Here is a 22,555-nt window from a genome sequence, read left to right as displayed (position 1 = left end):
TCGCGCCAATAGCCGGCGAAGTATTACGTAGAGACGCCGGGCCATTTCGATCCTGATAGTTGATCGGATCTCCAGCACAATAGGTATACGCATTGATGCCTCCCTTTGCGAACGGGCTCAATGCATCGGCAGATAAGAAACGCATCAAGCAAGGATCATAACTTCGATAGCCATTACCCAAGTGATAAAAGCCCGTCGCTGCCTCACGCGCCTGACCACAATACGCCAGCCGTGGGCCAATGGCTGCTGGCAATGCACCATAAGGAGGATAGCTTCGAGCAGCACCCGCCGAGGCCAGAACTGACTGTTGCTGGTCACATGCAGTTAGATTTGCATTGCCATGATGCTCTGCGCGCATGTATGACTTTCAGCAAGCGTGCATCACCTAGGCGCCGAAGGTAACTGGCAAAAATATCAGGTCAGCCCACCTTTCGCTCCACGCTGGACCTAATCCACCACTACAGGAAAAGCCGCCCTCGTGGCGGCTTTGTCATACCTGCGCGGGCCATTGTTCGTCCAGGCACTGTTGTAGGTATTCCATGAACACACGCACCTTGGTCGTCAGCGCAAAGCGGTCGGCCAGGCACAGATAGACATCCATCGGTTCAGTCCGGGCATAAGCGTAACCACCGCGATTGTTTTCAAACAACGGCACCAGCCGGCCGGCATCCAGGTGCGGGCGCACGACGAACTCCGCCAGGCGGGTAATGCCGCCGTCATTCAGGGCCATCTGGGTCAGCGCATCGATGTCGTCACTGATCAACACCTTGCCGAACCGGGCCTCGAAACGCAGCCCGTCGCGCATGAAGCCCCAAGGCAGCAAGCGTCCATCCACCGGGTAGCGAAACACCAGGCAACTGTGGTCTTGCAAGCTTTCCGGCGTGGTGGGCCGACCAGCACTGAGCAGGTAGCCAGGCGACGCGCAGCAGATAAATGGAATACGGGCGATATGCCGGGCCAGCAGGTGGTCTTCCAACTGCGGGGTGATGCGCAGGCTCACATCCACGTCTTCGCGGGCGTGATTGACCTTGCGATCAGCCATCACCAATTCTATCGAAAGCAGCGGATAGCGGGCGCTAAACCCTGGGATGAGCGGCGCCAGCACGTGCCGTCCGAAGGCCGAGGTCGAGGCAATGCACAAGCGCCCCTGAGGCTCGCTGTCCGGCGTGGTGACCGCAAGCTCCGCATGGGCAAGATCACGCTCGATATGCCGTACGCGCTCGTAGTACAGGCTTCCGGGCGGCGTCAGGGCCATGCTGCGAGTGGTACGGGTCAGCAGGCGCACCTGCAGATGCGTCTCCAGCCGCGCCAGGTTCTGGCTGACGGCCGCCTGGCTGAGACCCAGGTTGCGGGCACCGCCGGCAATGCTGCCGGCTTCGACGACCTTGATGAAACTGCGGATGGCGTTGAGCAGGTCCATGGGATGCCTGGCTGATTCGTAAGTTTCTCTTTATAAAGAACTTACCAGTCAAGGTCTACAACTGCCCACATTCGCATTGCTAACCTGCGCCTCCACCCTATCGCTGAGGAAGTACCATGACTGGATTCGTCACCCAGCGCCGCCGACGCAAGCTGCACCGAGCCACAACGCCCTATGTTTTTGCTTTTTACATGTCGGCCATCATGGCGCTGCTGATGTGCTTTGTGATTACCGCAGCCAACGGCGGGATCGATGCCGACTACCTGCACGATGTGCTAAAGGCTTATCAACTAGCAATGCCAGTGGCGTTTTTCTGTGTGCTGGTGGTTAGGCCAGTAGTCCTCCGGCTGGTGGCGCTCACTGTGCATCCTGAATAAGGCTTATCTACTGGCTAGACAATGTCCCCTCGTAGTTGGGAAACAATAATTGCCACGTCACCTGCCGGGTAGGCGTCCGCCCCCCATTCATCAGTAAAACGTTGAAGTGAAATCGAAGCCCGAGCATCAGCGGCAATGGAAATCGACACCACCGCCAACAATGCCGCATCGTACAACATGTCCTGCTTCATCACGTCAGGTGGCCTCGGCTCATAAGGTTTGTAATACCCTCGCACCCTGTCAATCCCACCTCTCAGCCCCTGCGAATTACCCGAGGGTGAGTAACCAGCCATGGCATGCAATGAGAATGCGGAAGCTGCCGCATTGGCTAGCAGCGCCCCTCCCAAGGTCAGCCATTCCCCCATCGTGGGAGGTGCAACATTGTTTGGGTTATCGCCAAAAGTCGCGCTAAGCATGTTGATTGCAGCCTCGCCATGCTTGATTTGAAATAGCGTCTTTCCAGCGCCGAGCGCTTGAACCAACAAGGCAGCCGGGTTGCGTTGATTACCACTACGATCCTGATAATTGATCGGGTCACCACTACAATAAACGTAAGCGTTAATCCCACCGGCTTCGAAAGGGCTCAACCTGTCCGGTGAATGAAAACGCCCCATACAAGGATTGTAGGTACGGTGCCCATTACCCAGGTGATAATTACCCGTGAACCCATCCTGCGGCTCGCCACAATAGGCCAGTCTTGACACGAGAGCCGTCGATAATCCGCCGTATGGCGTATAACTGCGGGGTGTTTCAGCCGCCACCATAATCGACTGTTGGCGGTCACACATCGCTAGATGGTTCACTGCCATGTGCCCTCCGGGCAAGCGCGATCTTTCAGCAAGACTGCCCCACATCGCCCCCCGGAGATAACTGGTAAAAATATCAGTTCAGCCGACCTGCCCCCATTCTGGACCTATTGGCTCAGAGGCTGCGAAGCAATCGCCTTGTCGATCGCCGCCCTGAACGCCGGATCATCCGGCTTGGTCAGGCTGGAAAAGTTGCCGATCACCTTGCCCTTGCGGTCCACCACATACTTGTAGAAGTTCCACTTCGGCGCGCTGCTCTGCCGGGCCAGCTCGACGAACAGCGGGATCGCGTCCTTGCCGCGCACCGGCTGGGCCTTGGTCATGGTGAAGGTCACGCCGTAGTTGGCGTAGCAGACCTTGGCGGTCTTGTCGCTGTCGGCGTCTTCCTGCTTGAAGTCGTTGGATGGCACGCCGAGCATTTCCAGGCCCTGGTCGCGGTAGTCCTTGTAGGTCGCCTCGAGGCCTTCGAACTGCGGGGCGAAGCCGCAGTAGCTGGCGGTGTTGATCACCACCAGCGGCTTGCCGGCGAAACGCTGGCACAGGTCGATCTGCTCCTTGCCGCGCAGCTCCGGCAGGCTGCCCTGGAGCAACGCCGGACAATCGGCCGCCCAGCTCGAAGTGGCGGCGGCCAGGGCCAGCAAAGGGAAGGTTAGCCAGCGGGCATGCATGATAGCGGTCTCCTGCACATGATTCCTTGAGTGTGCAGGGTAGCGCTTAACACAGGCTCATGCCCAACTGCATCAACGCCAGCCCGCCCTTGTGCCAGCCCCACCACACCAGCGCCAGCACCAGTATCGCGGCGATCAGCAGCAAGCCACGCCCGAGCAGGCCGTTCACGCGGCCTGGGCCTGCAGGCGGGCGACCGGGCGCTCGCGCACCGGCCAGTTAAGGGCCGCGGCCAGCAGGCTGAGCAGGATCGAGATCTGCCACACCAGGTCATAGCTGCCGGTCTGGTCATAGACCACCCCACCCAGCCAGCCGCCGAGGAACGCGCCCAGCTGGTGGAACAGGAACACGATACCGCCGAGCATCGACAGGTTGCGCACGCCGAACAGCGTGGCCACGGTGCCGTTGGTCAGCGGCACCGTGGACAGCCACAGCAGGCCCATGGCAATACCGAACAGGTAGGCACTGAACTGGGTCACCGGCGCCCAGAGGAACAGCACGATGACCACGGCGCGCAGCAGGTACAAGCCGGTCAGCAGGCGCGGCTTGGACATGCGCCCGCCGAGCCAGCCGGCGGTATAGGTGCCGACGATATTGAACAGGCCGACCAGCGCCAGCACGGTGGTGCCGGTGATCGCCGGCAAGTGCTGGTCGACCAGGTAGGCCGGCAGGTGCACGCCGATGAACACCACCTGGAAGCCGCAGACGAAAAAGCCCAGCGCCAACAGCCAGAAACCGGAATGCGAGCAAGCTTCGCGCAGCGCCTGGCCGAGGCTCTGTTCGGCGCCGTGGCTGGGCAGCGGGTTATCACGCAACAGGCCTACGAACGGCACGATCAGCGCCACCATCAGGCCCAGCACCAGCAAGGCTGCCGACCACCCCAGCCACTGGATAAGGCCCAAGGTGCCGGGAAGCATGGCGAACTGGCCGAAGGAGCCGGCGGCGCTGGCGATACCCATGGCCATGCTGCGCTTTTCCGGCGGCACGGCGCGCCCGACCACCCCAAGGATCACCGAGAACGAGGTGCCGGAAAGGCCGATGCCGATCAGCAGGCCGGCGCTCAGCGACAGCGACCAGGCCGAGTCGGCCATGCCCATCATCACCAGGCCAGCGGTGTAGAGGATGCCGCCGATCACCACCACCTTGGCCGCGCCCAGGCGGTCGGCCAGGGCGCCGGTAAACGGCTGGGCCAGGCCCCAGATCAGGTTCTGCAAGGCGATGGCGAAGGCGAACACCTCACGGCCCCAGCCGAACTCGGCGCTCATCGGCGCCAGGAACAGGCCGAAACCATGTCGCACCCCCAGCGACAGCGCCAGGATCAGCGCCGCCCCCACAAGTACCCAACCGCTGCTCCGCCAAAGGGAAGTCATTGTCGTTGTCTCCAGCCCATCGCAAGGTTGATGCGGGTATATACCCGCTTTATATCGTAGTCGTTCAGGCAAGCTGCCCCAGCAAGCGCACCAACTCGTCACGCTGGCTTTCGCCCAGCCGTTCCACCAACTGCCTCTGGGCCTGTTGCCAAGCCGGGTAGGCGGCGTCCAGGCACGCCCTGCCCGCTTCGCTCAGCAGCACCACGCGATTGCGCTGGTCGTCGCCATCGGCAAGACGCACCAGGCCGTCGGCCTCGAGCACCTTGAGATTGCGGCCCAAGGTGCTGCGCTCCAGGCCCATGGCCTCGGCCAGGCAGGTGATGCTGGGGCGGTCGAGGCGCTGCACATGGCGCAGCAGGGAAAACTGGGCGACATTGATGCCGAAGCCGGCAAGGGCCTCGTCGTAATGTCGGCTCACCCCTCGGGCGGCGCGACGCAAATGGGTACAGATGCATTCACTGGTCAGCATGGATACGTGTATATACCCGCATTATGGATGTTGCAAGAGATTTCACGGTGTCGGTTTGGGTAGCAGGCGCTGGCGGATCGGCTCAAACTCGGCCGTGGCCTTGCGCGGCATAGGGTCCGGCGCGGCGTTCTCGATGGCTTGCCAATAACGCCACGGCACCTTGGCCGAACCCAGCTCGTAATCCATGCCGTCCCAACTGTCCTCGCGGAAGCTGTAGAAGGCCCAATGCAGTTGCTGGCGATCCAGCACCGTGAGCACATCCTCCAGGTATTCCCGACCCCCAGGCAAGCGGCGCATGCAACCGAACTCCCCCACCACCAGCCGCGAACGCGGCAACTTGATCGAATCGGCCCAATCCACCGGTTGTTGCAGGTAGCGGGCGACCTGCCCGGCATCCCACTGGCGGGTCTGTCCGGCAAACGGCACTGGACCGGGGTAGGCGAAAGGTTGCTCGCGAGAAAGATTGGGCGCGCTGGTGGCGGCATAGGGTTCGTACATGTGCACGCTGTACAGCACACGCTCATCCTCCAGCGCCTTGGGCCAGTAGCCGAAGGCATCGGCGGCGGCGTACCAGCCGGCATCGACCATGATCGGCGTCTTGCCGTCGACCTCGCGAATCGCGGCCACCAACTGCCGATAGAACGCCGGCAAGTCACGCGCCCCGCCCTGCTCGTGGGCGTACCACTGCTTCATCCGATCGAGGTCGGCATGCTCGACCAGGCCGCCGTGCTTCTCGGGCGCGGGCTCGTTGATGAGATTGTAGGCGGCAACGGCCGGGTGGTCCTTGAGGGCCTGGGCAACGTCTCGCCAGAAACGGGCGGACTGGGTCCAGTAGCGCTTGTCCTGCCATAGCCGGTCGTCGAAGCGATTCTGGTTGTTCTGCGCCCAGCGCATGCCGGGGAGCGACAGCGGCGTGATGACCACCTTCAGGCCGGCGGCGTGGGCGCGATCCAGCACCTCGACGAGCTGCTTCAGGTCGGTGTCGGCCAGGCCCTGGTAATCGTCTGCGTTGCCCAGCAGGAAATCGCGCTCGGCCGGCTGCCATTTATCGTAGGAGAGGCGCACCCAGCTGGCGCCGTAGCCTTTCAGGGCATCGAAATAGGCCTGGTCCGGGGGCAGGCGGTTGAAACTGTTACCGCCGTGGCGTGGGGAGTTCCAGAAATCGATCAGGTCGGCGGCGGTGGCGGACATGGTGGCAAGGGCCAGCAGGCTGGCGAGTATCCAGGGGTGCATGGCAGGGGTTCCTGGTGGTTTTGGGGAACGAACGAAGATAGACGCAATAGTTGCGGAAGGTTTCCGGGATCTATGTAAGACACGTCCCCTTATAGGAGCGGCCTTGTGTCGCGAAAGGGCCGCGTAGCGGCCCCAGGATCTAGGCGTTGATGCAAAGATTGCCGGGGCCGCTTTGCGGCCCTTTCGCGACACAAGGCCGCTCCTACAAGGGGAACGTGCCAGGCTGAAGCTATGCGCGTAGTGCCAGGGTAACCACCACCGTCAATTCCAGCAGTTCCAACAGCGCCCCGGCCGTATCTCCTGTGGTTCCACCCAAGCGACGGCACATCAGCCGACGCAGCCACACGAACACGACCAACGCCGCCAGCAGTGGCCACAGCACCGCCCAGCCTCCCAGCGCCAGTCCGGCCAGCGCAGAAACCAACAATACCCAGCCCGCACCGCGCCGGGGCAGGTGTTCGGCCAAGGCCGCGCCCAGCCCGCCCGCGCGCACGTAGGGCGTGCCGAGAAACAACCCGAGCATCGCCGCCCGCCCCACCACCGGAGCCAACACCAACAGGCCATCAGCGCCCCGCTCGACCAGAACCCAGAGGGCACAGAACTTCAGCAGCAATACCAGCACCAGCGTGACCACGGCAATCGGCCCGCTGCGCGGGTCCTTCATGATCTGCAAGGTGCGTTCGCGATCACCGAAGCCCCCCAGCCACGCATCGGCGCTGTCGGCCAGGCCGTCCAGGTGCAGCCCGCCGCTGAGCAGCACCCACAGCGCCAGCAACAAGGCCGCGAGCAAGGGCGCCGCAGTGCCTTGCAGCAGATGGCTGGCCAGCCACAGCAACAGGCCGAACAGCAGCCCCACCAGCGGATAGCACAGCAGCGAACGCCCAATCTCGCGGGGCTCCGGCATGCCCGGCAAGCGTACCGGCAAGCTACTGAGAAACTGCAAGGCGATCCAGAACGGCAGCATCTCAACCCACCTCGCGCATCTGCCCGTCGTGATCCAGCATCAGACGCACCAGCGCGCCATGCCCGACCTCGACCTGCAGCAATTGCTCACGCGGCAAGCCACGTGCCCGCGCCAGGAGAAGACGCATCACCCCACCATGGGTGACCAGCAGCACGCGCTTGCCTGCATGCACACTGCGCAAACCCTCGACCGCCGCCAGCACCCGTTCGGCAAAGGCCAGCACCGGTTCGCCGCCCGGCGGAGTGAAGGCATACGGATCATTCCAGAACTGCCCCAGGGCATCGGCGTCGACCTGCATGATCTGCGCGGCGCTTTGCCCTTCCCACTCACCGAAGTGCAGCTCGCGCACACCAGCCTCGCGCAGCACCGGCAGGTTCAGGCGCGCGCCCAGCTCATCGGCGAACGACGCGCAGCGCTGCAGCGGCGAACTGACCAGCACGTCCCAGGGACCGGAGTCGGCGACGGCCTGGCGCATCTGCTCCCAACCAGACTCGGTCAGGGCGTCGTCGAGGCTGCCGCGCAGACCGCCCCCCAGTTCCGTCTCGCCATGGCGCAGCAGTTCGAGGATCATGCCGGGCGATCCGCCACCGCCGCCTCGGCGAAGGTCGCCATCTGCCCGTGCAGCGCGCAGGCCAGGCGGATCAGCGGCACCGCCAGCGCCGCACCGCTGCCCTCGCCCAGGCGCAGCCCCAGGGCCAGCAGCGGCTCGGCTTCCAGGTCCGCCAGCAGGGCCTTGTGCCCCGGCTCGGCGCCCTGGTGGGCGAACAGCAGCCAGGGGCGGCACTGCGGATTGAGGCGGACCGCCACCAGGGCGGCGACACTGCAGATGAAGCCATCGACCAACACTGCCACGCCATGCTGCGCGCACGCCAGGTAGGCACCGGCCAGCGCGGCGATCTCAAAGCCGCCGACACAGGCCAGCGCCTGCAGCGGCTGGTCGGCGCGCAAGCCGTGCAGTACCAGGGCACGCTCGATCACTTCGGCCTTGTGCCGCACGCCGGCGCTGTCCAGGCCGGTGCCCGGGCCGCTCAGCTCATGGGCAGGGCAACCCAGCAAGGTGCTGGCCAGCGCCGCCGCCGCGGTGGTGTTGCCGATGCCCATTTCCCCGCCGATGAACAGCTGGGCGCCGTTGTCGAGTGCGCGCAGGGCGCTGTCGCGTCCGGCCTGCAGCGCCGCAGCCAGTTGCGCGTCGCTCATCGCCGGCTGACGGGCGAAGTTGGCCGTACCAGGCCCAAGACTCAGGTGATGGACACCGGGCAGTTGCAGCGTCGGGTCGATGGTACCGAGGTCGACCACCTCAAGGTCTGCGTCCAGCTGGCGCGCCAACACGCTGATCGCCGCGCCACCGCCGACGAAGTTGCGCAGCATCTGTCCGGTCACCGCCTGCGGGTAGGCAGAGATGCCCTCCTCCACCACGCCATGGTCGCCGGCGAAGATCGTGATGGCGACCCGCTCCAGGCTGGGACGCTCGCGCCCTTGCAGGCCGGCCAGGCGTATCGCCAGGCCTTCGAGTTGGCCGAGGGAGCCGGCCGGTTTGGTCAGCTGCTGCTGACGGGCGCGGGCCTGGTCCATGGCGGCGGTGTCGAGGGGTTGGCAGGCGTCACGCCACCACATCTGGGTCATAGGGCAGGTCCTTTGAGCATGAGAGGGAGGCCGGCCACGGTCAGCACCACGCGCTGGCAGCGTTCGGCCACGGCCTGGTGCAGCGTGCCCGCCAGGTCGACGTAGCGACGGGTCAATTCGCCCATGGGCACCACGCCCAGGCCGGTTTCGTTGCTGACCAGGACAAGGGTGCCCGGCAGCTGTTCCAGGCAATCGAGCAGCGCATCGCGCTCCTGTGCCAGGCGCAGGTCATCCTCGAGCATCAGCAGGTTGGTCAGCCACAGGGTCAGGCAGTCCACCAGCAGGCAGCGCCCTTCGGCGGCTTCGGCGCACAGCACATCAGCCAGCGCCACGGGCTCCTCGACCAACCCCCAATGGGCCGGACGGCGCTCGCGGTGCAGACGCACGCGTTCATTCATCTCGCCATCCAGCGGCTGGCTGGTGGCGATATAGGTCACCGGCAGGCCGCTGCTCTCGGCCAGTTGCTCGGCCAGGCGGCTCTTGCCCGAACGGGCGCCGCCGAGGATCAGGTTGCGCATGTCAGGCGACTCCACACAATTGGCGCAGGCGCACGGTGTCCAGGTGCTGCTCGACCAGGTCGGCCAGGCGCTCGATATCGCGTTCGCGCAGGGCCTCGTAGTCGATGGCCTGCACATCGGCCAGACCCGCCCAGCGCAGCAGCGCGGCGCACGACTGGGTGCCCTCGAACAGGCCATGCAGGTAGGTGGCGAGGATCTGCCCGTCGGCGCTGATGGCCCCGTCGGCGCGGCCATCGGCCAGTAGCACCGCCGGACGCGCCAGCGCCGGACCGTGGGTAACCCCGGCATGGATTTCGTAACCCGACACCGGAACCTGCTCGAGATCGAGCGTGCCGGCCACGTTGCGCAGCTGCTTCTCGGCCTCCAGCACGGTGCTGTAGGCCAGCAGGCCGAGGCCCGCGCTGGAGCCGGCGGGCCCTTCCAGGCCCAGTGGATCATGCACCTGCTCGCCGAGCATCTGCAGGCCACCGCAAATGCCGATGAGCTTGCCGCCGTAGCGCAGGTGCCGGGCGATGGCGGCGTCCCAGCCACGCTCGCGCAGTTGCGCCAGGTCGCCGCGCACGCTCTTGGAGCCGGGCAGGATGATCAGGTCGGCGGCTGGGATCGGCTGGCCCGGGCCGATGAACTGCAGGTCCACCTGCGGATGCAGGCGCAGCGGGTCGAAGTCGGTGTGGTTGCTGATCCGCGGCAGCACCGGGACGACCACCTTGAGCACGCGCTCGCCCTTCGCCCCCTGGCGGCTATCGATCCCGTCCTCGGCCTCCAGGTGCAGGTCGGTGACATAGGGCAGCACGCCCAACACCGGCTTGCCGGTGCGCTGCTCCAGCCAGTCCAGGCCCGGCTGCAGCAAGGCGATGTCGCCACGAAAACGGTTGATGACAAAGCCCTTGACCCGCGCCTGCTCGCTCGCCGACAGCAGTTCCAGGGTGCCGACCAGGTGGGCGAACACGCCGCCCCGGTTGATATCGGCCACCAGGATCACCGGGCAGTCGACCGCCTCGGCGAAGCCCATGTTGGCGATGTCGCCGGCACGCAGGTTGATCTCCGCCGGGGAGCCGGCGCCTTCGACCATCACCACCGGGTAGGCTGCGCTCAGGCGCTCGTGGGACGCCAGCACCGCCTGCATGGCGATGGCCTTGTAGTCGTGGTAGGCGACGGCGTTCATGCTGGTCACCGCGCGGCCATGGACGATCACCTGGGCGCCGGTGTCGCTGTTGGGCTTGAGCAGCACCGGGTTCATGTCGGTGTGCGGCGCCAGCCGGCAGGCCTGGGCCTGCACCGCCTGGGCGCGGCCGATCTCGCCGCCGTCGGCGGTCACGGCGCTGTTGAGCGCCATGTTCTGCGGCTTGAACGGCACCACGGCGATGCCCTGGCGCAGCAGCCAGCGGCACAGGGCGGTGACCAGCGTGCTCTTGCCGGCATCGGAGGTGGTGCCTTGCACCATGAGGGTGGTCATGCCGATTCCTTCTGGTAGTCCGCCAGGGCCTGGGCCAGGCGTTGTTCGTCGGCGGCCGTGGCGGGCAGGCCGAAACGCAGTGCGGGCGGCTGCTCGAACAGGCGCACCAGGATGCCGCGGCGGGCGAGAAAGTCATGCAGGTACGCGGCGCGCTCATCACGCACGTACTGGAACAGGTCGCAGCCGCCACTGGGTGGCAGGCCCGCGCCGTCGAGCAACGAGACCAGGCGCTGGCTGGCCTGGGCGCAACGGGCAATCTGCGCCTGGTGCGCCGCGTCGTCGGCGAAACAGGCCTGCCCCAGCACTCGGGTCGGGCCGCTGACGGCCCAGGGCCCGAGTGCCTCGGCCAGACGTCGCAGCACATCCGTCTGGGCGACGACGAAGCCCAACCGCACACCGGCCAGGCCGAAGAACTTGCCGAACGAGCGCAACACGATCAGGCCAGGTTGCCCGGCCTGATCGACCACGCTGTGTTCGGGCGTATTGTCCATGAAGGCTTCGTCCACCAGCAGCCAGCCACCGCGCTCGGCCAGACGCGCATGCCAGGCCAGCAGGCGTTCGCGGGTCACCCGGCGGCCGGTGGGGTTGTTGGGGTTGACCAGTACCAGGACGTCGAGACTGTCGAGCAAGCCCTCGACCTCGGTCTCGTCCAGTTCGACCAGCGTGTGCCCTGCCCGTGCCCAGGCATGCGGATGCTCGGCATAGCACGGCGACAGGACCCCGACCCGCCCGCTCGGGCGCAGGTGCGGCAAGGCCTGGATCGCCGCCTGGGAACCGGCCACCGCCAGCAACGGCTGCGCGCCATAGTACTGCCGCGCCGCCGTCTCCAGGCCGTCTTCGGTCTCCGGCAGGCGGGCCCAGGCCTGCAGCGGAATCGGCGGTATCGGGTAGGACCATGGCGCGATGCCGCTGGACAGGTCGAGCCACTGCTCCCGTGGAATGGCGTACTGTTTCACCGCCCGCAGCAGGCGGCCACCGTGTTCAAGCATTCAGATAGGCTCCCACGCAGATCAACAGCACCCACAACCACACGCCGCGCTGCACCAGGCTCCAGCCGCGCTCGATGGCCTGGGCGTCGGCCATCGGCCCTTCACCCAGGCGCGGTCGTTCATGCAGCTCGCCGTGATACACCGCCGGGCCGCCCAGCTCCACGCCCAGCGCGCCGGCACCCGCGGCCATCACCGGGCCGGCGTTGGGGCTGTCCCACAGCGGCGCCTGGTTGCGCCAGCAGGCCAGGGCCAGGCGGGTCTTGCCCAGCAGCGCATAGGTCAGCGCCACCAGCCTGGCGGGAATATAGTTCAGCCCATCGTCGATGCGCGCCGCGCACCAGCCGAAGCGTTCGAAGCGCTCGTTACGATAGCCCCACATGGCATCCAGGGTATTGCTCAGGCGGTACAGCACCACCCCCGGCGCACCGGCCACGACGAACCAGAAAAGCGCGGCGAACACCGCGTCGCTGCCGTTTTCCAGCACCGACTCGGTGGCCGCCCGGGCTACGGCGGGCTCGTCCAGCTCGCGGGTTTCGCGGCTGACCAGGTAACCGACACGCCGCCGCGCCTCGGCCAGGTCCCCCTGGCGCAATGCCTGGGCCACCGGCAGCACATGCTCGCCCAGGCTGCGCAGGCCCAGGGCGCAGTACAGCGCCAGCACATCCACCAGCCAGCCGATGTACGGCAGCCAGGACAGGATCAGCGCCAGCAGGGTCAGCGGCACCACCGCCAGGAACCACGCGGTGACACCATGGCTGCGCCAGCCGCGCCCACCGGCGTTGAAACGTTGCTCCAGGCGCGAGGCGAAGTTGCCGAAGCCCACCAGCGGATGACGCCGGCGCGGCTCGCCCAGCAGCGCATCCAGGGCCACGCCCGCCACGGTCAGCAACGCCACGCTCATGGACGCTCTCCCCAATGGTTCTCGTACAGCATCTCGCTCAGCGGCCGTTGCTCGGCCCAGTCTTCCAGCACCAGCATCGGCGCCGGATAGAACTCGGTCACCGGCCCCAGGCACAGCACCGCCATGGGTTTTGCGCCCGCGGGCATGCCCAGCAGCTCGGCCAGGGCCTGGGGGTCGAACAGCGACACCCAGCCCATGCCCAGCCCTTCGGCCCGTGCCGCCAGCCACAGGTTCTGGATGGCGCAGGCCAGCGAGGCCAGGTCCATCTCGGGTAGGGTGCGGCGGCCGAAGACATGTGCCTCGCGCTTGTCCATCAACGCGGCCACCAGCACTTCGGCGCAGTCGTTGATGCCTTCGACCTTGAGCTTCATGAATTCATCGGAGCGCTCGCCCAGGGCCTCGGCGGTGCGCACCCGCTCCTGCTCCACCAGCGCCTGGATCCGCTCGCGCAAGACACGCTGGCTGATACGGATGAACCGCCACGGTTGCATCAGGCCCACGCTGGGCGCCTGGTGGGCGGCGGCGAGCAGGCGCCCGAGCAACTCGGGGGCCACCTCGCCCCCGGCGAAATGGCGCATGTCGCGGCGTTCGCCAATGGCCCGGTAGATGGCCTGGCGCTCGGCTTCGCTGTAGGCGTGTCGGCTCATGGTCGCAGCAGCGCCGCCGCCGCGTCGGGGTTGGAGGGAAAATAGAAGTGCACGTAGGAGGCGGTCAGGCGCCCCAGCCGATAGACCGCCTCGTTGCCCCGACCACCGTTGGGGCTCAGGCCGCGGGCGATCGGTGCAAGCTCCGTGCTGGTCAGCGAGTGGTGGTAGGTGTGGCCACGCAGGGTGCCTTCGGGCAGTTCGACCGCCTGCAGGGCCAGGGCCGCCAGACGCTTCTGCATGGTCGCCTCGCCGGGCAGCAGGCCCAGCAGCGTGGCGCGCTCGCCCGCCACGTCGGTCAGTGCGTCGAGCAGGTAGAGCATGCCGCCGCACTCGGCCAACAATGGCTTGCCGGCGGCATGATGGACGCGGATCGCTTCCAGCATCGGCGCGTTGGCGGCCAGCGCCTGGTGATGCAGCTCGGGGTAGCCGCCGGGCAGGTAGAGACTGTCCACCACGGGTAGCTCGTGGTCATGCACCGGCGAGAAGAATTCCAGGTGCGCACCGAGGCCACGCAGCAGGTCAAGATTGGCGCCATAGGTGAAGGCGAAGGCCTCATCGCGGGCCACACCGATGCGCACCCCGCTCAGCGACGCAGTCACATTCACAGGCTCAGGCTCGGCAAAACGGACCGGTGGCGGCAGCGCGGCATCGCAACTGGCGCCCAGGGCTTCGGCGGCGGCATCCAGGCGTGCATCCAGGTCATTCAACTCGCTGGCCTGGACCAGACCAAGGTGACGGCTGGGCAGTTCGATGCCGCGCTCGCGGGACAACCCGCCGTACCAACGCAGGCCTTCGGTCAGACTGCCTTCGAGCAGTTGCGCATGACGCAGGCTGCCGACCCGGTTGGCCAGCACCCCGGCGAACGGCAGGTCGGGCTGGTAGCGCGCCAGGCCTAGAGCCAAGGCACCAAAGGTCTGGGCCATGGCCGTGCCGTCGATCACCGCCAATACCGGCACGCCGAAGTGGCGCGCCAGGTCGGCGCTCGACGGGGTACCATCGAACAGGCCCATCACGCCCTCGATCAGGATCAGGTCGGCCTCGCCCGCCGCGTCCCACAACAGGCGGCGACTTTCCTCGGCGCCGATCATCCACAGGTCGAGCTGGTAGACCGGCGCACCGCTGGCGCGCTCGAGGATCATTGGATCGAGAAAGTCAGGCCCGCACTTGAACACCCGCACCGTGCGCCCGAGGTTGCGGTGCAGACGGGCCAGGGCGGCGGTGACCGTGGTCTTGCCCTGGCCCGAGGCCGGGGCTGCGATCAGCACGGCGGGACACTGGCGCGACTCACTCACAGTTCGACGCCCTTCTGCGCGCGGATACCGGCCTGGAAGGCGTGCTTGAGCATGCCCATCTCGGTGACGGTATCGGCCAGTTCGATCATTTCCGGTTTTGCCGCTCGCCCAGTGACGATCACATGCTGCATCGGCGGACGCGCCTGGATATCCGAAAGCACCTGGTCGAGGTCCAGGTAGCCGTGCTTGAGGGCGATGTCCAGCTCATCGAGCACGACGAACTGGACCGACGGGTCCTGCAGCAACTGCCGCGACACCGCCCAGGCGGCTTCGGCGGCGGCGATGTCGCGCTGGCGGTCCTGGGTTTCCCAGGTGAAGCCCTCGCCCATCACGTGGTAGCGCACCTGCTCGGGGAATCGGCGGAAAAACAGCTCCTCGCCGGTGCTGTTGCGGCCTTTGATGAACTGCACCACGCCGCACTGCATGCCATGGCCCAGGGCGCGGGCAAGCATGCCGAAGGCCGAGCTGCTCTTGCCCTTGCCGTTGCCGGTCAGCACCAGCAGCAGGCCGCATTCGTTGGGGGAGTTGGCGATGCGCTCGTCGATGATCGCCTTCTTGCGCTGCATGCGCGCCAGGTGACGTTCGTCGCGTTCGGTGGATTCGCTCATCAGGGGTCTCCGCAGGCTGTCGCGGCGGCGGCGACAGGTAAAAGGCAGGCAGACGAGGAGCGCGCAGGAGGCATGGCAACAGCCACATCGCACCGCGCATCACCCTCCGTGATGCCGTTTGGCAGTGACAGGCCGGTCTCCGGGCTCATGAGCGGGCGCAGGCCCTGGCCACGCGCCTTCCCGGACATGGACATCCAGTGGCCTTGCGTAGCCGTCGACTCATCTACCGTTGCGGGGGCAGCGCCGGACTCGCGCCTGCTGGCGCCCACCGGCTTCCCAGTTTCACCCTGCCGAACCGCGGTTCGCAGGGCACCTGAAGCACGCCGCGAAGGTTAGAGGGTTGCACCGGGAGCGTCAATCGAGCGTGGGCCGATCTGGCCTGGATCAATGGCCGATTCGCCAGCTTGTGCCACACTCAAAGCAGTGATATCACATAGCCACTATTTCGGCTGACCTCGATCACAATGACAAGGAGAGCGCAGCATGCAAGGCCTGATGATCAACAACCCGCGCCTGGAGTTCCTGCGCCCGGCCCTCGAACGCTGGGTCGACTGCATCGACCGCTTCAACCAGTTGCAGGGCGACAACGAAGCGCCCTACTGGCACGGCACAGCCAGCAACGTCGGCCTGCTCGCCGCTGCCGCCTGGCAGGGTGAATTGGTGGCGCTGGAACGGCACATGAGCAAGAAACAGCGCGACGAGGGCGAGCGCGACGGGCGCTGCGACCTGTCGATCAGCAGCGCCGAGGAGTCGCTGTACCTTCACGCCGGCCAGCGCTGGCCGCGCATCGCTCGCCTCGACCTGACAGCGGCCCTGCAGGAAACCGCCGCCCTGGCCAAGCCGATCGCCTATGGCAGCCAGCTCAAGGCCGGGGCGCTGTTCGTCACACCGTGGAAGGCCGGCCAGCACGCCAGCCCCGAGGAACTGCAGGACCTGGTGGACGACCTGCAGAAGCACACGGCCTGTGCGCTTGCCTGGTACTTCCCGTATGCCTACCGCAAGCTGCACAACGAACTTGGGCAGTACTATCCCGGGGTGGCATTGCTGCTCAAGCAGGCTTGATCGGCGCCGCCTCAGTTGGCAGCGGCAGCCGGCAGGTCGACGGGAAAGAAACGCTCTGCCAAGTCAGGTGTCCTGAAGCGCGTCTTGTAGGCCTGTTCGTCGAACAGCAGGCCGGTGCGCAGGTCGTAGACAGGCCCGGCAGCCGGCTTGGGCACCTGCTGGAGCGTGACATGGACGAAGCGATAGTGATCACCGTAGACCTGCTCCAGGTTGTCGATCCGGAAGTAATGGCCCGGCAGGAACAGGGTCTCCCCTTCGTCCCAGTAAAGCGAGAATGCGCTGATCGGCGTGCCTTCCTGGTAGCGGCCGAGGGGCAGCTCGAAGATCACCGAGGTGTCGTCGAACTGTCCCGCAAGATGGCCGAGCGCATTCACCGAAGGTTGTGAGGCGAACTCGGCGACTTTGTAGGGATTCTCGGTAAACGAGGTCAGGTCGGTATTGACCAGCACATCCCCCACCCGCAGCTGGCCATTGCGATAGCGCTGGCCACTGGTGCCACGGGAACCGTGCCCTCCACGATACAGGCTCACCTCGTTGCTGTCGGGCAGCTCGTCCAGGGTATCGGCCAACGCTTGAATGTAATCATCCTCATCGTCGTACCGGTAAGTACCCGAGCGGAACACATCGTTCACCTTGGACTCGTCGCTTGTGTAGTACTCGATCAGGGAGTTGTAGTACTCGCGATCATAGCGATAGGAATACTGAACGCGACCATCGACCAGTACGCAATCCAGACCATTGGCATCCACACCAGGCACCTGGTCCTGCTCCAGCACGGGAATCGGATGGGCCTGCAGCAGCGTTTTCTGACGGCGAAGTGCATTGGCGGAGAACACCTTGCTACGCACATCATCCACGACAAGGTACAAGTCCCAGAACCTCGATCTGGTGCTGGACATGCCCACCACCGCAGGCGGCATACCCCCGACCAACCGCGGCGGCACCAGCAACTCCCATTCGTTCGCCTCGTTCAGCCGTACCGGGTAAAGAGGGCCAAAAGCAAACGGGTTATTGGCCGGCACAACCAGCCAGGTATGCAGTTGATGGTCATACCGCACGCGGTACGACAAACCATTGAGCACGATCCAGCAACTGCCATCGCTCCCCAGCCTGATGCCACGCAAACGCCCGGAGGTAACCTGCTCACCACTGAGCAGCTCGTTGCTCTCCCGCCCTTCGACCAGCAGGGTGGCGGACTGCGACACCTGCCACTGGTCCAGGTTGCCATCCAACCCATCGAACGGCACGTCATGGGCCAAAGCGGCAAAACTCGACTGAAACCCCAGATCGACCATGTTCAAGGCCGCGAACAGGCTGTCGAGCATGGCATCGCGCAAGGCACTCTTGCGGCTCTGCTCGTCGGCGACATGCAAGGCGGCATCGATATCCAACCCCACCTTGCCCAGGCTGGCCCCCAGCAGCATCAGCGTCATCGGCCAGCCGAGCGGCGCAAAGCCACCGAATACCTTGATGAACGCCGAGAGATAACCACTCCACATCGCCTTGCGCAGCTGGGCGTTGTCGAGCATGGCCGTGGCGTTGTCGTCCATCTCAGTGGTGGCCTGATTGGCCAGGTAGGTAAAGAGGTCGATGCTGATCGGCCGCTTCAGATAACCGAGCAACACCAGCGCCGCCTCATCGCTCGTACTGTTGGCGATACTTTGCAGATGCATACTGATCGAGCGGGCACGCGAAGGGGCACGGGCATCGGTGTGGGCAGCTGCCACATAGCTGGCCAGGGTGGCGGGATCCTGCAACTGTCCGCGTAGCCACCCAGCCAGATCCTGCTCCGATGCGAAACTCTTGAACGCCTCGCTTGCCCAGGGGCGATAGAGGAGCGTACGACCGCTGCCCATCACAAAGCTGTAGAAGCAACCGCGATCGCCTTGATCCAGCACGTAGCGCAAGACCGAAAAGGGCGTTGTCGAACTGCCCTGTTTGAGCGCGTCCAGCGTCGGCAGCCCGCCGGCAGCCAGCCCGTCTGCAACCATTGCCCGCAACGAAGCCCAGTCACTCTCGCTGATTCGCCTTGCGCGAAAGGCGATACTCCCCTGCCCCAACATGTTGACCTTGGCCAGGACTCGAAAATGTTGTGAATAGGTGCTCCAGAATCGCGTGATGTCGGCGCGATAGGCTATCGCGAAGTCCAGCGTCCACAGGTCTTCCTGCACCTTGCTGCCAAGCATCGCCACTTCGTTGCGTTCATCGAAGTGATTGGCCTGCCGCCCCTGCAGGTAGAAGCCACCGTACAGATCAAGCTCGTCCGGTGCCTCCTGGAAGTGGGCATCGAAGCGCTTGATCACAAGCTCCGTCAAGGTCATCGACTTCAACGGCGGCCCGCTGTGCTGCCACCCCGTGAAAGTGCGGCTGCTGGTGCTGGCAGTGCCGAACTGGTGCCACCAGATGAACCGTGGATCGATTGGCTTGCCGGTGTGCTTGAGCACGATGCGCTGCGCGTGCTGGGTCGCCAGCACATAGGGATCGGGAAATTCGCGGACGATTTCGTCCACCAGGCGTACCAGCGGCCACCCTGCATCCAATGCGTCGAGACTGCGTTCTACGCGCTCCTTGATCGTGGTCATGACCCGCTCCTGGGAAGTCGTTATGGGACGAGCAGCCTGGCGTAACGGGCAGGAGGAGGAGCGGTAGAAGATTGTAGGGTCAGGAACGATCCGCCAAACCGTTCAAACAGGTCTGGCAAACACGCCATCAGGTATCAGGGATTCTGCGCCAGATGCCCCGGCGGCAGCACCCGCTTGGCCTGGAGGTAGGCCTTGGCCCAGTAGCTGTTGGACAGGTAGTCCAGGCGCACGGTGCCGCCTGTCGACGGCGCATGCACGAAGCGCCCTTCACCGACGTAGATGCCGGCATGGCTGACCTGCGACCCACCGCTGGTGGCAAAGAACACCAGATCGCCCGACTGCAGCGAATTGATATCCACATTTGGCGCGCGCATGACGATCATCTCCCGGGTCGAGCGTGGCAGACTGATACCCGCCGCATCACGGTAGACATAGCCGATCAGGCCGCTGCAATCGAATCCGGCATCCGGTGTGTTGCCACCCCAGCGATACGGTGTGCCCACCAGGCCGATGGCGCGAAACAATACATCGTCGGCCACAGGCGACGAAGGCGCCTGATTGAACACCATCGGCTGCTTGGGCGTGGGCGCCGGCGCAGGAGCACGGCTGGAGCAGGCCGCAACCAGGGCCACCAGGGAAAGGAATGCGAAGCGCGCCAACATCGCCATGATGCGAACGTCCTGTCGAGAATCCGACGGCCACGGCCGAAGGTAAAAAGAGTTGAGAATTTAGATTAGACGCTTTCTGTAAATGCGCACGGCGGCGAGCTTTTCAGCTACGCCGCCGTGCGAGGTTACAACATTTTGATATCAAATCAATTGCGCGAGATCGTAGTCGGCGCCATGGCGAGCGCGCGCTTGGCCTCGATGAAGGTCTTGCTCCAGTAGCGATCGCCCAGGCTGTCGATACGCACGCCACCGCTGCGGCGGCTGCTGGAGTGGATGAACTGGTTGTCACCCAGGTAGATGCCGGCATGGCTGACGCGGCCACGGCCGTTGGTGCTGAAGAACAGCAGGTCGCCGGGCTTGAGCTTGTTACGGGCGACCTTGGGCGCGTCGACGTTGATCATCTCGCGGGTCGAGCGCGGCAGGTTCATGCCCGCCTCTTCGCGGAACAGGTAGCCGATGAAACCGCTGCAGTCGAAGCCGGACTTCTCGGAGGTGCCACCGAAGCGGTAGCGGGTGCCGATCAGGGCCATGCCGCGTTCGAGAATGCTGTCGGCGAGCGCAGGCAGCTGGTATGGCTTGCCGTTGCTGGAGAAGGCGTTAAGGTCGTCTTCGCTGGCCAGCTCTTCCTCGGTGAATACGGAAGAGGCGGAAGCCTTGGCCTTGACCGATTGCTCGGCGGCCACGCGGTGGTCCTGCGAGGGTGCGACCGGGCCGGTGGAGGCACAGCCGTAAAGAAGGGTGACAAGTGCAAGTGGCACGAGGGGTGCGAAGCGCTTCAGCATGGGCACGACCGTGTCTGTAGTCCTTTAGAAGGGGGAAACTATGCCTTCTATCGGACCCATTTGCAAATTTTATCGAAAAAGATGTGACTTTTCCGTTTTGATGCTCTGGCACCTTGTTCTCAGGGCTACCAGCCGAGGGTTTCCTTGAGGAACGGGATGGTCAGCTTGCGCTGGGCCTGCAGGGAGGCCTGGTCGAGGCGTTCGAGGAGATCGAACAACGCGCTCATGCTGCGCGTACCGCGGGTGAGGATGAAGTGGCCGACCTCGTCGGTCAGGTGCAGGCCACGGCGCGAGGCACGCAGTTGCAGGGCGCGCAGCTTGTCCTCATCGGACATCCCACGCATCTGGAAGATCAGCGCCAGGGTCAGCCGCGACTTGAGGTCGGCCAGTTTGATCGGCAGTTCCCGTGGCGAACTGGACGCCGCCAGCAGCAGGCGCCGGCCGCTGTCGCGCAGGCGGTTGAACAGGTGGAACATCGCCTCTTCCCAGTCCGCCTTGCCGGCAATCACATGCAGGTCGTCGATGCACACCAGCTCGTACTGTTCGAGGTGGTCGAGCAGTTCGACGCCACGATCAAGCAGTTGCGCCAGGGGCAGGTAGACAGCGGGTTGGCCCAACTGCTGGAAACGCTGGGTGGCGGCCTGCAACAGGTGGGTACGGCCCACGCCCTGCTTGCCCCACAGGTAGATGAGGCTTTCGGTCCAGCCGGCGTCGGCTTCGCACAGCCGCTCGACATAGCCCAGTGCCGCGGCATTGGCGCCGGGGTAGTAGTTGATGAAGGTGGCGTCGTCGCGCAGACGCACACCCAGGGGCAACTGGATCGGTTTCATGCTCGCGGGCGGTCGCGGGGACCACAGGGGGCCTTTGATGAACAGTGTGCAAAGTCTATACCCGCAGCGCGGACGGCACAATCGGCGAGGGAAATAGCGCAAGTAAAATCAAGTAGTTGCACTGTTCCACAAGCATCGCGGGGCAAGCCCGCTCCCACGTTATCGCCCCTGCCAGGGTAGCGTGGGAGCGGGCTTGCCCCGCGATTGATCATAGGTCGGGGTCGATCTCCCCGGCATACATGTCCGACTCCTTGTACAGGTCATGCACATGCCGCAGCAGCACCATGATCACCGCCGCCACCGGCAACGCCAGCAACACCCCGGTAAAGCCGAACAGCTCGCCGCCGGCCAGGATCGCGAAGATCACCGCCACCGGGTGCAGGCCGATGCGGTCGCCCACCAGCAGCGGTGTCAGCACCATGCCTTCGAGCGCCTGCCCGACCATGAACACCGCGACGATGCCCAGCATCGGGTAAAGCTCGCCGCCGAACTGGAACAACCCGGCGACCAGCGCCGCGCCGATGCCGATGATGAAGCCCATGTACGGCACGATCGCCGCCAGCCCCGCCAGCATGCCGATCAGCAGCCCCAGTTCCAGCCCCACCAGCATCAGGCCGGTGGAATAGATGACGCCCAGCGCCAGCATCACCAGCAACTGCCCGCGCACGAACGCCCCCAGCACTTCGTGGCACTCGCCGGCCAGCTCCACCACCTGCGGCTCGCGCTGGCGCGGCAACAAGCTACGCAGCTTGGCCATCATCAGGTCCCAGTCGCGCAGCAGGTAGAAGCCCACCACCGGAATCAACACCAGGTTGGCCAGCCAGCCAATCAACGCCAGGCTCGAAGCGGTGGCCTGGGACAGCAGCACCCCGACGATGTCGGTGGTCTGGCCCATGTGCTCGCCGATGGCGGCCTTGATCTTGTCGAATTTCCAGAAGCCATCGGCCAGGCCCAGGCGGCTCTGCACCCAGGGCAGCGCCACATGCTGCAGCCAGTCGAGCATCTGCGGCGCCAGTTCGTACAGGCGTAGCAACTGCTTGGCCAGCATCGGCACCAGCACCAGCAGCAGGGCCAGGAATATCAGGGTGAACAGGCTGAACACCACCACCACGCCCCAGGTGCGCGACAAGCCGAACCGTTCCAGGCGGTCGACCAGCGGGTCGGCCAGGTAGGCCAGCAGGATGCCCACCAGGAACGGCGAGAGAATGTTGTGCAGGAAGTACAGCAGCACGGCAATCACAAAAGCCGCGCCCAGCCAGATCCAGCGACGCAGGTCAGTCATTCAGACACTC

The 22,555-nt window shown here is 65.1% G+C and carries 24 protein-coding genes, 1 pseudogene and 1 riboswitch; of the genes and pseudogenes, 2 read left to right on the top strand and 23 right to left on the bottom strand.

The window, feature by feature from the left end; all coding sequences use genetic code 11:
* Nucleotides 1-52 precede the first annotated feature (52 nt).
* Nucleotides 53-358: pseudogene (locus ACVWZ5_RS09125) on the bottom strand (RHS repeat-associated core domain-containing protein); the annotation flags it as partial.
* 132 nt (nucleotides 359-490) lie between these two features.
* Nucleotides 491-1,420 carry a LysR family transcriptional regulator gene (locus ACVWZ5_RS09120; RefSeq protein ID WP_457340572.1) on the bottom strand — a complete coding sequence of 310 codons (930 nt, stop codon included), beginning with the start codon at nucleotides 1,418-1,420 and terminating at the stop codon, nucleotides 491-493.
* 116 nt (nucleotides 1,421-1,536) lie between these two features.
* Here ACVWZ5_RS09120 and ACVWZ5_RS09115 point away from each other — a divergent pair, with 116 nt between their 5' ends.
* Nucleotides 1,537-1,797: a DUF2798 domain-containing protein gene (locus tag ACVWZ5_RS09115; RefSeq protein ID WP_062573154.1), complete on the top strand. Its 261-nt coding sequence runs from the start codon at nucleotides 1,537-1,539 to the stop codon at nucleotides 1,795-1,797.
* Nucleotides 1,798-1,811: 14 nt separating this feature from the next.
* Here ACVWZ5_RS09115 and ACVWZ5_RS09110 read toward each other — a convergent pair whose 3' ends face one another.
* The 16 genes from ACVWZ5_RS09110 to cobO all read right to left on the bottom strand — a co-directional run bounded on the left by ACVWZ5_RS09110 (nucleotide 1,812) and on the right by cobO (nucleotide 15,339).
* A complete protein-coding gene (locus tag ACVWZ5_RS09110) occupies nucleotides 1,812-2,606 on the bottom strand; it encodes an RHS repeat-associated core domain-containing protein (RefSeq protein WP_253249235.1) in 795 nt (264 codons plus the stop codon).
* Nucleotides 2,607-2,710: 104 nt separating this feature from the next.
* A complete protein-coding gene (locus ACVWZ5_RS09105; RefSeq protein WP_457340571.1) occupies nucleotides 2,711-3,271 on the bottom strand; it encodes a glutathione peroxidase in 561 nt (186 codons plus the stop codon).
* A 46-nt stretch (nucleotides 3,272-3,317) separates the two neighbouring features.
* Entirely contained in the window at nucleotides 3,318-3,440 is a 123-nt protein-coding gene (locus tag ACVWZ5_RS09100; RefSeq protein ID WP_256582037.1) for a hypothetical protein, read from the bottom strand.
* Entirely contained in the window at nucleotides 3,437-4,639 is a 1,203-nt protein-coding gene (locus ACVWZ5_RS09095) for an MFS transporter (protein WP_062573151.1), read from the bottom strand. The genes ACVWZ5_RS09100 and ACVWZ5_RS09095 overlap by 4 nt, the downstream gene beginning before the upstream one ends.
* A gap of 64 nt (nucleotides 4,640-4,703) precedes the next feature.
* Nucleotides 4,704-5,108, bottom strand: coding sequence for a MarR family winged helix-turn-helix transcriptional regulator (locus tag ACVWZ5_RS09090; RefSeq protein ID WP_062573150.1), 405 nt, complete (start codon nucleotides 5,106-5,108; stop codon nucleotides 4,704-4,706).
* 42 nt (nucleotides 5,109-5,150) lie between these two features.
* Nucleotides 5,151-6,341 (bottom strand): glycoside hydrolase family 5 protein, encoded by a 1,191-nt coding sequence (locus ACVWZ5_RS09085; RefSeq protein ID WP_457340570.1) that lies wholly within the window; start codon nucleotides 6,339-6,341, stop codon nucleotides 5,151-5,153.
* A gap of 229 nt (nucleotides 6,342-6,570) precedes the next feature.
* Nucleotides 6,571-7,305: an adenosylcobinamide-GDP ribazoletransferase gene (locus ACVWZ5_RS09080; RefSeq protein WP_457340569.1), complete on the bottom strand. Its 735-nt coding sequence runs from the start codon at nucleotides 7,303-7,305 to the stop codon at nucleotides 6,571-6,573.
* Nucleotide 7,306: 1 nt separating this feature from the next.
* Nucleotides 7,307-7,876 (bottom strand): alpha-ribazole phosphatase family protein, encoded by a 570-nt coding sequence (cobC, locus tag ACVWZ5_RS09075; protein ID WP_062573147.1) that lies wholly within the window; start codon nucleotides 7,874-7,876, stop codon nucleotides 7,307-7,309.
* Nucleotides 7,873-8,928 carry a nicotinate-nucleotide--dimethylbenzimidazole phosphoribosyltransferase gene (gene cobT / locus ACVWZ5_RS09070; protein ID WP_084941733.1) on the bottom strand — a complete coding sequence of 352 codons (1,056 nt, stop codon included), beginning with the start codon at nucleotides 8,926-8,928 and terminating at the stop codon, nucleotides 7,873-7,875. Before cobT ends, cobC begins: the two co-directional genes overlap by 4 nt.
* The gene (cobU, locus tag ACVWZ5_RS09065) at nucleotides 8,925-9,446 is read right to left on the bottom strand and encodes a bifunctional adenosylcobinamide kinase/adenosylcobinamide-phosphate guanylyltransferase (RefSeq protein WP_062573145.1); all 522 of its coding nucleotides are present in this window, start codon (nucleotides 9,444-9,446) and stop codon (nucleotides 8,925-8,927) included. The genes cobT and cobU overlap by 4 nt, the downstream gene beginning before the upstream one ends.
* Nucleotide 9,447: 1 nt before the next feature.
* On the bottom strand, nucleotides 9,448-10,902 hold the full coding sequence (locus ACVWZ5_RS09060) for a cobyric acid synthase (RefSeq protein WP_343579479.1): 1,455 nt from the start codon (nucleotides 10,900-10,902) through the stop codon (nucleotides 9,448-9,450).
* The gene (gene cobD, locus ACVWZ5_RS09055; RefSeq protein ID WP_457340568.1) at nucleotides 10,899-11,891 is read right to left on the bottom strand and encodes a threonine-phosphate decarboxylase CobD; all 993 of its coding nucleotides are present in this window, start codon (nucleotides 11,889-11,891) and stop codon (nucleotides 10,899-10,901) included. Before cobD ends, ACVWZ5_RS09060 begins: the two co-directional genes overlap by 4 nt.
* Nucleotides 11,884-12,792 (bottom strand): adenosylcobinamide-phosphate synthase CbiB, encoded by a 909-nt coding sequence (gene cbiB / locus ACVWZ5_RS09050; protein WP_062363768.1) that lies wholly within the window; start codon nucleotides 12,790-12,792, stop codon nucleotides 11,884-11,886. The genes cobD and cbiB overlap by 8 nt, the downstream gene beginning before the upstream one ends.
* A complete protein-coding gene (gene bluB, locus ACVWZ5_RS09045; protein ID WP_062573141.1) occupies nucleotides 12,789-13,439 on the bottom strand; it encodes a 5,6-dimethylbenzimidazole synthase in 651 nt (216 codons plus the stop codon). Before bluB ends, cbiB begins: the two co-directional genes overlap by 4 nt.
* Nucleotides 13,436-14,731, bottom strand: a complete 1,296-nt coding sequence (locus ACVWZ5_RS09040; protein WP_084941730.1) for a cobyrinate a,c-diamide synthase — start codon at nucleotides 14,729-14,731, stop codon at nucleotides 13,436-13,438. Before ACVWZ5_RS09040 ends, bluB begins: the two co-directional genes overlap by 4 nt.
* Nucleotides 14,728-15,339 carry a cob(I)yrinic acid a,c-diamide adenosyltransferase gene (gene cobO, locus ACVWZ5_RS09035; RefSeq protein ID WP_457340567.1) on the bottom strand — a complete coding sequence of 204 codons (612 nt, stop codon included), beginning with the start codon at nucleotides 15,337-15,339 and terminating at the stop codon, nucleotides 14,728-14,730. The genes ACVWZ5_RS09040 and cobO overlap by 4 nt, the downstream gene beginning before the upstream one ends.
* 113 nt (nucleotides 15,340-15,452) lie before the next feature.
* A riboswitch (cobalamin riboswitch) is annotated at nucleotides 15,453-15,671 on the bottom strand.
* Nucleotides 15,672-15,822: 151 nt separating this feature from the next.
* Here cobO and ACVWZ5_RS09030 point away from each other — a divergent pair.
* The gene (locus ACVWZ5_RS09030; protein WP_028690904.1) at nucleotides 15,823-16,401 is read left to right on the top strand and encodes a hypothetical protein; all 579 of its coding nucleotides are present in this window, start codon (nucleotides 15,823-15,825) and stop codon (nucleotides 16,399-16,401) included.
* 11 nt (nucleotides 16,402-16,412) lie between these two features.
* Here ACVWZ5_RS09030 and ACVWZ5_RS09025 read toward each other — a convergent pair whose 3' ends face one another.
* The 5 genes from ACVWZ5_RS09025 to ACVWZ5_RS09005 form a co-directional block, all read right to left on the bottom strand.
* Nucleotides 16,413-18,983 (bottom strand): dermonecrotic toxin domain-containing protein, encoded by a 2,571-nt coding sequence (locus ACVWZ5_RS09025; protein ID WP_084941728.1) that lies wholly within the window; start codon nucleotides 18,981-18,983, stop codon nucleotides 16,413-16,415.
* Between the two features lie 134 nt (nucleotides 18,984-19,117).
* A complete protein-coding gene (locus tag ACVWZ5_RS09020; RefSeq protein WP_062573136.1) occupies nucleotides 19,118-19,651 on the bottom strand; it encodes a C40 family peptidase in 534 nt (177 codons plus the stop codon).
* A gap of 146 nt (nucleotides 19,652-19,797) precedes the next feature.
* Entirely contained in the window at nucleotides 19,798-20,433 is a 636-nt protein-coding gene (locus ACVWZ5_RS09015) for a C40 family peptidase (RefSeq protein WP_062573135.1), read from the bottom strand.
* Nucleotides 20,434-20,558: 125 nt separating this feature from the next.
* A complete protein-coding gene (gene hda, locus ACVWZ5_RS09010) occupies nucleotides 20,559-21,263 on the bottom strand; it encodes a DnaA regulatory inactivator Hda (RefSeq protein ID WP_050704543.1) in 705 nt (234 codons plus the stop codon).
* 208 nt (nucleotides 21,264-21,471) lie between these two features.
* The gene (locus ACVWZ5_RS09005; protein ID WP_062573134.1) at nucleotides 21,472-22,545 is read right to left on the bottom strand and encodes an AI-2E family transporter; all 1,074 of its coding nucleotides are present in this window, start codon (nucleotides 22,543-22,545) and stop codon (nucleotides 21,472-21,474) included.
* Between the last annotated feature and the right edge of the window lie 10 nt (nucleotides 22,546-22,555).

This window comes from Pseudomonas sp. TE6283 (assembly GCF_054060555.1).
Note: the sequence above shows the minus strand (reverse complement) of the source record. Positions and strands in the feature narration are given on the sequence as shown.